The sequence below is a fragment of the Parasphingorhabdus sp. JC815 genome (assembly GCF_040717415.1).
Taxonomy (GTDB): domain Bacteria; phylum Pseudomonadota; class Alphaproteobacteria; order Sphingomonadales; family Sphingomonadaceae; genus Parasphingorhabdus.
Genome location: NZ_JBFEFM010000003.1, coordinates 369,491 through 378,477 on the forward strand (window position 1 = coordinate 369,491; position 8,987 = coordinate 378,477).

Annotated in this window: 10 protein-coding genes and 1 tRNA gene; 7 read left to right on the forward strand and 4 right to left on the reverse strand. The window is 51.7% G+C overall.

Features of this window, described 5'->3' with window-relative positions:
* Positions 1-38: 38 nt before the first annotated feature.
* The 4 genes from AB1K62_RS09840 to AB1K62_RS09855 form a co-directional block, all read right to left on the reverse strand.
* Positions 39-2,117 (reverse strand): S9 family peptidase, encoded by a 2,079-nt coding sequence (locus AB1K62_RS09840; RefSeq protein ID WP_367003332.1) that lies wholly within the window; start codon positions 2,115-2,117, stop codon positions 39-41.
* A 70-nt stretch (positions 2,118-2,187) separates the two neighbouring features.
* A complete protein-coding gene (locus tag AB1K62_RS09845; protein ID WP_367003333.1) occupies positions 2,188-2,772 on the reverse strand; it encodes a DUF2497 domain-containing protein in 585 nt (194 codons plus the stop codon).
* Positions 2,773-2,897: 125 nt separating this feature from the next.
* Positions 2,898-4,361 carry a TolC family outer membrane protein gene (locus tag AB1K62_RS09850; protein WP_367003335.1) on the reverse strand — a complete coding sequence of 488 codons (1,464 nt, stop codon included), beginning with the start codon at positions 4,359-4,361 and terminating at the stop codon, positions 2,898-2,900.
* A gap of 43 nt (positions 4,362-4,404) precedes the next feature.
* Positions 4,405-5,058, reverse strand: coding sequence for a protein-L-isoaspartate O-methyltransferase (locus AB1K62_RS09855; protein WP_367003336.1), 654 nt, complete (start codon positions 5,056-5,058; stop codon positions 4,405-4,407).
* Between the two features lie 225 nt (positions 5,059-5,283).
* Here AB1K62_RS09855 and AB1K62_RS09860 point away from each other — a divergent pair.
* The 7 genes from AB1K62_RS09860 to AB1K62_RS09890 form a co-directional block, all read left to right on the forward strand.
* Positions 5,284-5,357 (forward strand) — tRNA-Cys (locus tag AB1K62_RS09860).
* Between the two features lie 42 nt (positions 5,358-5,399).
* Entirely contained in the window at positions 5,400-5,768 is a 369-nt protein-coding gene (locus AB1K62_RS09865; RefSeq protein WP_367003338.1) for an RHS repeat-associated core domain-containing protein, read from the forward strand.
* Positions 5,769-5,812: 44 nt separating this feature from the next.
* Entirely contained in the window at positions 5,813-6,238 is a 426-nt protein-coding gene (locus AB1K62_RS09870; RefSeq protein ID WP_367003339.1) for a hypothetical protein, read from the forward strand.
* A complete protein-coding gene (locus tag AB1K62_RS09875) occupies positions 6,235-6,561 on the forward strand; it encodes a hypothetical protein (RefSeq protein WP_367003340.1) in 327 nt (108 codons plus the stop codon). The genes AB1K62_RS09870 and AB1K62_RS09875 overlap by 4 nt, the downstream gene beginning before the upstream one ends.
* A gap of 95 nt (positions 6,562-6,656) precedes the next feature.
* Positions 6,657-7,220 (forward strand): sigma-70 family RNA polymerase sigma factor, encoded by a 564-nt coding sequence (locus AB1K62_RS09880; RefSeq protein WP_367003341.1) that lies wholly within the window; start codon positions 6,657-6,659, stop codon positions 7,218-7,220.
* Positions 7,192-8,154 carry a FecR domain-containing protein gene (locus AB1K62_RS09885; protein ID WP_367003342.1) on the forward strand — a complete coding sequence of 321 codons (963 nt, stop codon included), beginning with the start codon at positions 7,192-7,194 and terminating at the stop codon, positions 8,152-8,154. The genes AB1K62_RS09880 and AB1K62_RS09885 overlap by 29 nt, the downstream gene beginning before the upstream one ends.
* A gap of 233 nt (positions 8,155-8,387) precedes the next feature.
* Positions 8,388-8,987, forward strand: a 600-nt coding sequence (locus AB1K62_RS09890; protein WP_367003344.1) for a TonB-dependent receptor plug domain-containing protein, incomplete at its 3' end; no start/stop codon positions are given.

Genomic DNA, 8,987 nt, shown 5'->3' on the forward strand with positions numbered 1-8,987 from the left:
ATTACGGTGCAAATGCTCAGGGCCCTATCCCTTATCCTTCATTCCTGCGTCCACTTGGCCATCCAGTCAAAGACCGCATTGTGCCATTGGATGCTGTTTTTGCCTTTTAAAACCCAGTGGTTTTCATCGGGAAAGATCAGCAATTTGGAAGGCACGTTGTTTTCCTGCAAAGCGGTGAAAGCCATCAGGCTTTGTGTATAGGGAATACGGAAATCCTTTTCGCCATGAATGACCAACGTAGGGGTTTTCCATTTATCGATGTGATTGACCGGGTTCCATTTTTCCGGATTGGGCCGGGTCGTCCACGGGCCGCCATGATCCCACTGGTCAAACCATAGTTCCTCGGTGCTCAGCGCCATGGAACGCAGGTCAAAGACACCGGCATGGTTGATAATACAGTCAAACTGGTCGGGCCACTGACTGGAAATCCAGTTCATCATATAGCCGCCATAAGAAGCGCCCAAAGCACAGGACCGTGTCCCGTCAATCTGATCGTCGGTATTCAGGGCAGCTTCGTAACCCAGCTTCAGGTCTTCGAGCGGCTTACCGCCCCAATCCTGATTAATGCTATCCGTAAAAGCCTGCCCATAGCCGGTAGAGCCATGAAAATCGACAGTAACAACAGCATAGCCCTGAGCTGCCATAACCTTGGGATTCCAGCGTGTTGACCAGCCATTACCAAAGCTGCCTTGGGGCCCGCCATGGACAAGAAACGCCATAGGTAGCTTGCCCGTTGCGCCGGTTGGCTTGATGATCTGTCCCCAGACCTGATCACCGCCAGCACCCTTAAAATTAAAGCGTTGCACCGTAACATCGTCAATTTCTGCCAGCTCTTCGCCATTAATGTTAGTGAGCTGTGTCACCGTGCCATTGGCGGCGCGGCGATAGATTTCAGGCGGCGATTGCAGACTGCTCATCGTGTAGATCATCGACCCGTCTTTTAACGGCGTAATATTACTGACACTGCCGCCTTCGGTCAGGCGTGTCACTTTGCCATCGGCAATGTCCACGCGAAAAGCAGGATGATCCAATATCTCTTGCGCCGTGACGATCAGAGCCTTGCTATCGGCTGCCCATGCTATGGAACTGACCGAACGATCCCAGTCACCAGTTAACACCCGCGGCTCGTTGTCATTTTTGGATAGTAGTTTGACGACCATACGGTCGCTTTCATAACCGGGACGCTCCATCGCAGCCCATGCAAACCATTGGTTGTCAGGTGAGAAGGCGGGTAAATTGTCGGTTGCTTTGCTATTACCGGGCATCGGTTTTGGCTCGGCGCGGGTGATACTAGTGCCGTAAATATCCAGATTGGTCGATTTCGGTTCATTGCGGTCTGCTACACGCAGGGCATAAGCCAGGCCTTCGCCCTTGGCTGACCAGGCAATTTCCTCGCCGCCGCCAAAGGGCTTTGAAGGACTGTCGCCCAGCAGATCGCCATCCACCGCGGTGCCATTGCCGCTAAGCTGTCCGTTCTTTAGATCAAAAGCAAAAATACGGCTGTATATTCCAGGCGTTTCCCAGCTTGACCAGTGACGCACGAACAGTTCGTCATATTCACGTCCTGTGCCCGGCCCCGGCAACGCGCGATTACCGTCTCCGCCATTTGTTTTGTCGCAACCAAAGGTTGGGCAGTTTTTTGCGATGTCGCCCCAAATGGCAATTTCGCCACCTGTGGGCGATAGTTTGAAGCCTATGATATCTGCTTTGAGATCGCTTGCTTGCACCGGCTCTCCGCTCTGGCCTTCGCTATTTATCGCTACATGCCAGAGCTGTTCGGATTTGCTGGCATCGGACAAATAGTAAAGCCTCGTCCCATCAGCCGAGAAGGCAGGGCTATGCTCGCTGGCATCTGGTTTGTCGGCAATACGGACTGGCACGGCGGATGGCTTGGTCAGATCAAGCAGGTAGATCGCTGTTGAGCGCTCATAACTTTGCGGATCGGTTTCGGTAACACCAAATGCGGTCCATTTCTCATCGGGCGATACCGCAGGCGCACCAACGCGTTTCATCGTCGCAAGGTCCTGGGCGGTCATTGGCCGTGAAAATGCAGGTGCGGTGAATATTGTACTTGCGGTAATCAGCGCAAGCCATGATGCTTTTGTGAGTGTTTTCATGGTACGGAACTTAACATGTCCGTCCGACATGGCAATTGAGTTTAACTTTGCCGTGTTTGATTTTGCAAAATTATTTTTCGTTGAGCCGTCGGATTTCACGCGCGACCATCTCTTCGACCAGACCGGGGAGATGCTCATCCAGCCATTTCTGAAGCATAGGCCGCATAAGGTCACGCGTTAGATCTTCCAGCGATGTGCCATTGTTCGATTTCTCGGGTGCAGATGTATTTGACCCTTCCATCGCGACAAGCGCCGATAGAGACTGGCGCATGGCATCCAGTTTTTTGTCATTGATCAACCGCTCTTCCTTGCGGCGATCGCCAAAAACACCGCGGGCAGTGTGGGAAAGATTTCCACTAACCTTATTGGTCAGTTCCAACACAGTTTCAGCATTGTCGGATGCCGAAGTTTCGTTCGTAGATTTATCAGCCAGATTTTTGCTGGTACCTTTGGAAATAATATTTCTGGGCAGGGACGCGATAGGTGTTACGTTATCAGATACGGAAGAATCGTCCGGCGTTTCATCTTCGCTCAGTTGCGTTTCTTGGTTATTTGTAGCGGGTCGATCTGTTTCAATCGCCTTGTCCTCGGCGATGATACGTTTGATCGATGACAGAATTTCTTCCATGGACGATTCTCTAATATGTTCCGCCATTTGTAAAACCTTTAAGCTAGCAAACAGTTCAGTGGCTTGTTGTCATAGAAGCTTAGCGCATTTACGACAAAATCAGCAACTATTTGCTTATCTATTTTTGCATCAATTGGTGGACTTCTCGAATATCATTCCTGTGAATTATCTTCCGGTAAAGGTTCAACTTCAGCCGTTGGCGCGGGAATATTGATAGTTCGGGTTGCCAGAGGTTCCGGATCCGGATCAGACTGAAAGTCGTAAAACTGGTCTTTAACGCGGTCATAATTCAGCTGCGGATCATAAAGGGCTCCGCCGTCAAGGCCCAGGTCACGTGCCTCTGCACGGCCCATCGCAGCCAATAGAGTGAAGCCGGCAACATAGCTATTGCGTCGCGCCGTAACCAGTTGCACCTGCGCGTTGAGCAATTCCTGCTCCGCGTTCAAAATGTCGAGAATAGTTCTGTTTCCGACACTATTTTCAGCGCGGACTCCTTCCAGCGACAACTCGCTGGCAGCCACTGCGCGTTCCGAAGACTGGATGACACGCTCAGATGCACGCCAGCTGGAAAAAGCTGCTCGCGTTTGAGCTATGACATTTCGTTCAGTTTCGATGAGCCGTTCATAAGCCTGACCGGATCTGGCTTGTGCTTGACGCACTCGTGCAGCAGGACGCCCGCCCTGATAGATCGGAACGGATAGGCGTAGCCCAGCTTGAGCATCAGATTGTTCCTGAACCAGATCTGCGCCGGGAATATTTCCGCCCAAAGTGTCCAGGAAGTTCACATAACTGCCCTGTACATAGGCTTCAACAGTGGGTTTTACCGCACCGCGTGCAGTATTAATGTCGATTTCCGCTGCCTCAGCACGCTCCTTGGCCGCCAAAAGATCGGGATTGGATTGCAAGGCAATATTTACAGCCTCATCCGGCGTTTCGGGCAGATTAGGCAAGGGGGGAGGCGGCTCCAGATCACCGGGTCTTTGGCCGACAAGCGCGATATAATTTTCCTTGCTACGAATCAAATTGGCCCGGGCGGATTCCAGCTCCCCTTTGGCAATCTCCAGGCGCGCTTCGGATTGAGCTACATCAGTGCGTGTTAAATCACCAATTTCAAAACGGTCCCCGGTCGCTTCCAAATTCACTGAAAGTACACCGACATTGGCACGGTTCAGCTGCACCACAGCTTCATCGCGCATAACGTCCATATAAGCCGCTACCACGTTACTGAACAAGCTGGCCTCTGTTCCACGAAGATCATATTGCCCCGCAGCGACTCTGGTTTTGGCAGAGCGGACAGCATTTTTTACCCTGCCACCAGAATATACCGGGACATTGATTTCGCCTCCGGCACTAAGTTGTCGTAAAGGTGCGGTAAAACTGTTGGCGTTGCGTAGGAAATTTTCCTGAAAATTAAAGCGGGACCCTGCATTGGGGCGGCCATCCGCTTTTGCAATGGCAACATTTTCGTCCTCTGCACGCTGCGCGGCCTGAGCTCCGGATAAAGTGGGATTAGTTTGGTAGGCCGCAACGAATGCTTCGCGAAGCGTATCAGCCTGTGCCGGAGAAGATAAAGCCGCAATGGCGACAGCGCTAAGCAACAAATTGCGCTTACTCATTGGAAATTATCTCCCGGAAAATATGTGCAGGACAGCCTGCATATTAGAAATTGAAGCTCTTGGCTCGTTCAAAGCCAGGCAGGATAGCACCGCCGCAATCGGCAAAATACTGATAACTCATGCTATTCCCGACTTTGTGACCAATGGCAAGGCGAGCAACACCTTGGTCCATAATTGCCCCGACCAAACAGCCTTCCGCGGATAATTGATCGGTCAATGCAGAAGGAACCTGTTCTACGACCCCGTCGATGATGATTACGGAATAGGGAGCAGCCTCGGCAAAGCCGTCTGCATGGGCGGACTTTACAACCCGTATATTATCAAAAGCACTGAGATTGCTGGTTGCTTTGGTCGCAAGTTTGCCAGATTGCTCGACGGCCACTACCGAGTCGACAAGCTGTGCCAGCACTGCGGCTGTATATCCCGTCGCTGCACCAATAAGCAGGACGTTATCATCCCTCGATAGCTCCGCTATGTTGAGCAAACGGCCGGTCGCAAGCGGGGCGTTCAGCGCGCGCCCGTTTCCAACGCTTACGCCGCGGTCTGAATAAGCGACTTTGCGCGATGCGGCGGGCACGAAATCCTCGCGCGGGACTTGGCTCATCGCAGCAATGACGCGGGGATCGCTGACATCAGTTGTTCGCAATTGACTGACGACCATTGCTTTACGCATCTCTTTGAAATTTTCGTGACCCACTAGACTACCTTTGATACGTTTAATTAGTGTATGCCATCTCTGTATTATTAAGGCAATACACTATGGTTGTTTTTCCAGCGCTTCTAGCCGCAGTTATCGATGTCGCCAAGACGGATTTCCACGTTTTTCCTCTAACAGCCACTTTTGCGTTAAATTTTATAGGCTATTTAAGGATAAGTTAGGCTTGACATTGGAAGCAAAGCGACGCAATTGCGCTCCTTCTCCGGCCCGATGGCGGAGTGGTGACGCAGCGGATTGCAAATCCGTGTACGCCGGTTCGATTCCGGCTCGGGCCTCCAAGGAGTTTTACACTATTTATCAATAAGTCAATTTAGAAAGTGTTGGCTTGTTATTCCGCCGACGAGCGCGGCTCGTTCACCGCGATTACTAACAGCTCTGGCACGGTCATCAACATTAACAGCTACGACGAATGGAGCATTCCTGCCGCTACCAATCGGGGCCGGTTTGCATTTACCGGCCAGATCTGGTTGCCAGAGCTGGGCATGTACTATTATAAAGCCCGTATCTACTCCCTCACCTTGGTACGGTTCATGCAAACCGTCCCCATCGACTATGAGGATGGTATGAATATGTACGCTTATGTCGGCGATGATCCGGAGAATAGGAGTGATACGACTGGGATGAAGAAGTCTATTACTGTGATGCAGGCCCCTGACAAAGTCGAATGTCCTGAGGGACCATCTGAGTAACCGGAATGCGGCCAGAAAAACACGCGGCGCTATCTTCAGTGAGAATGACTGTGAATCCAGTGCCGCCGAAATCACAACGAAATCGACAACAGCCAGCCCCCTCATCAGCGCCGCAAGAGGAGCAGGGCAGGCCGGACTATTGTAGTAACAAGTGGTATCGTCTCGGTGCTGGCTTATCTGATGTTGGCGAGTTTGTCGAGGATGTTGGCATTGTTGCAGGTATCGCTACTGGTGGTGCGGCTGTCCCGGTCGCATCGGTCGGCGGAGCTATGACGAACTTGGGAATGATCGGCAAAATGGCGGGCGGTGATCCGTATGCCTTCCAAGATGGCATCTCCGCAGCAATACCCTTCGTTGGTAAGGGTATCGTTCCAAAATCTCTGCGAAATGAAATGAGGGATTTGATCGCAGATGGCATTTCAGGAAAGTTTGCTAAGATTCTATTTCCACCAGATAGGTGCCAGCCATGAGTAATGACAATGAGCCATCTCCTTATACAAAATGGTCGTACATGTTAGCCTACCCCTTAGTTGGCATATTAGGTAGCGCATGGCATATTTACGGTGCCATATTGACAATGGCCTTGCTCATTATCGTCCTTATCATTGGAAATGTCCGACTCCCGTTGGCGTCTTTATTTATAAGTGGCGTTTTTGTTAATATTGCCTTTTTGGTGAGAGATTTGGGATTGTGGGGCTTCGGTTTGGCGCTTTCATTTGCTGCAGTTTTTTTGATTGTTACCCTCTTTTTGCCCATTAATCGCAGGTTGGTTCTCCTCCGAAGGGAGAAATAATTTTTTCCCCATCCATACGGAAAATCTTTCCCCGTGCATCTTATTGGGACGGAGTATAAAAAACCGATGTGAACAAGCAGAAGCGCGCAAGGATTATGGCTTGGGTGGGAAGTGAGATACTTCCCCACGAATCCAGCGTGCGCGTCTGGCTTCGCCGTACGCTTAATCCCGAAGACCTTGAAGATGTTATCCAGGAAACCTACTGCCAGATCGCAGGTCTCAAGGATGTGAGTCACATCCGTAACGGGCGCGCCTATTTTTTTACCGCTGCTCGTAACATTGTCCTTATGCGTCTTCGGCGAGCGCGCATTGTTCGTATCGAATCTGTTACGGAAATCGAGAATCTGAACATCGTAGGAGATGAACCGTCACCCGAACGGATTGCGGCCGGCCGCCGGGAGCTGGAGAGGGTGCGGCGACTGATTGAGGGATTGCCCGACCGATGCCGAAAAATATTCGAGCTTCGCAAGATAGAAGGCTTACCGCAAAAAGAGGTAGCGCAACGATTGGGCGTTACGGAACATATCGTCGAGAATGACGTAGCCAAGGGTTTGAAATTAATACTGCAGGCAATAGCCGATGACGAGAAAGCAGCCGAGCAGAGAAGGATAAGATCGGAACGAAATGAGCATGGGCGAAACAGCACAAACGATCAATGATCGCGCAGCCGCGTGGGTTGCCCGCATGGACCGTGAGGGTGATGACCCTGCGGTGCGTGCAGAGCTAAAGTCATGGCTAGCCGGTGACGATCGTCGACGCGGTGCGTATTTCCGCGCTACAGCAGCATGGAATATGCTGGACCGGGCGAGTGTCCTTGGTGCCGGGCGGGCCCAGCCCATTCAAACTACCAGCCACCGGCTTTCACGTCGCCGCCTTCTATGGGGCGGGGGGATCGCTGCGACCTTTGCTGCAACGCTGTTTCTTGGCGTTACGGGCATGGATTTCTTCGCTACTCCCGATCAGAGGATACGGACGACTATCGGAGAAATCAGGCGGGTTCCACTAAGTGATGGCTCTCTAGCCGCTGTGAACACGCAAACGGCACTGGACATCACGATGGAGCCGGAGTTCCGGCATATCTCGCTTGAGAAGGGAGAGGCCTGGTTTCAGGTCGCTAAAGATCGCTCACGGCCATTTGTCGTGAAAGCGGCCGACGTGCGGATAAAAGCCGTTGGGACGGCCTTTGCTGTCCGGCGGAGCGCAGGCGGCGTTAAAGTGCAAGTGACCGAGGGTGTTGTTGAGCTATGGCGGGTTGACGATGAAGCTAATATTCAACGTATATCGGCAGGTACACGGGCCTTTGTGACACCCGAAAAGCAGATTAGACCTGTCGTTGCAGGGGAGGAAATTGACAAGACTCTTGCATGGCGGACCGGGCAGATTGTGTTGGACGGTGACACGATTGCCGAGGCCGTGGCAGAGTTCAACCGCTACAATGTTCGCCAGATCGAGATAACGGACCCGGCATTGGGCTCGGAAAAAATGATAGGCCGTTTCCGTACCAACGAGCCCGACGCTTTTGTCCGGGCGGTCGCAACATTAACAGGAGCTCGCGCAGCAATGGGGCCAGACAGGATAACCCTGTTGCGGTAATTTGGTCGGGATTTGCTTCTTTTGCGACATCTGCGTAGCAGTAGACATTCATTTTTTAGATATTATGCTGACCTTTAGTAATGAATACTTTAGTTGGTTAAGCAAAGAATAAGTCCACATTTGCCAAAGAAAAAACTCGTCAAATAAAGTAAAGATTAAATACAGAAAATATTCCCCCGCGCATCATATCTATATGAGCCCGTAAACCGGGCCAGAATAATGGGGAGGAAATTATGGATTTTATGCGTCTTCGCGATTTTCGGGGTGCACTGGCGAGTTCGGCAGCTATTTGTGCGGTGGCTGTTGCCACGCCTGCCATGGCACAGACCAAGACTTTCAATATTTCGGCACAGGCAGCTGCCACCGGCATAACCGAACTGGCGGTGCAGGCAGATGTTCAGATATTGGTCAGTGAAAAGGCCATCAAAGGAAAGACTATTCGCGCTATAACTGGGGCCATGACCGTAGATCAGGCCGTTCTTCGCGCTGCCGGGGATGCCGGATTGAGTATCGTGTCGAGCGATGGGCGGACATACACATTGGCGCCAGTATCATCGTCTTCGACAGGGGCATCGTCGGAAAACTCTGCCTATACCGGAAACGAAATCATCGTGACAGCGCAAAAGCGTGAAGAGTCTGTGCAGGATGTTCCGATCGCCGTAACCGCATTGTCGTCGGCGGCATTGGACGAGCGCAAAATCGAAAGCGGTTCAGAGCTGCTCCGCGCGGTTCCCAATGTGACTTTTTCGAAAAGCAATTTCAGCATGTATAATTTCTCGATTCGCGGGATCGGGACGAAAGCGATTTCGGCATCAAGCGACCCGGCGGTTGCT

Coding starts and splice junctions, on each gene's coding strand:
- AB1K62_RS09845 (WP_367003333.1), bottom strand. CDS start 2,772: ATGGCGGAACATATTAGAGAATCGTCCATGGAAGAAATTCTGTCATCG.
- AB1K62_RS09880 (WP_367003341.1), top strand. CDS start 6,657: ATGGCTTGGGTGGGAAGTGAGATACTTCCCCACGAATCCAGCGTGCGC.
- AB1K62_RS09885 (WP_367003342.1), top strand. CDS start 7,192: ATGGGCGAAACAGCACAAACGATCAATGATCGCGCAGCCGCGTGGGTT.
- AB1K62_RS09875 (WP_367003340.1), top strand. CDS start 6,235: ATGAGTAATGACAATGAGCCATCTCCTTATACAAAATGGTCGTACATG.
- AB1K62_RS09850 (WP_367003335.1), bottom strand. CDS start 4,361: ATGAGTAAGCGCAATTTGTTGCTTAGCGCTGTCGCCATTGCGGCTTTA.
- AB1K62_RS09870 (WP_367003339.1), top strand. CDS start 5,813: ATGACTGTGAATCCAGTGCCGCCGAAATCACAACGAAATCGACAACAG.
- AB1K62_RS09840 (WP_367003332.1), bottom strand. CDS start 2,117: ATGAAAACACTCACAAAAGCATCATGGCTTGCGCTGATTACCGCAAGT.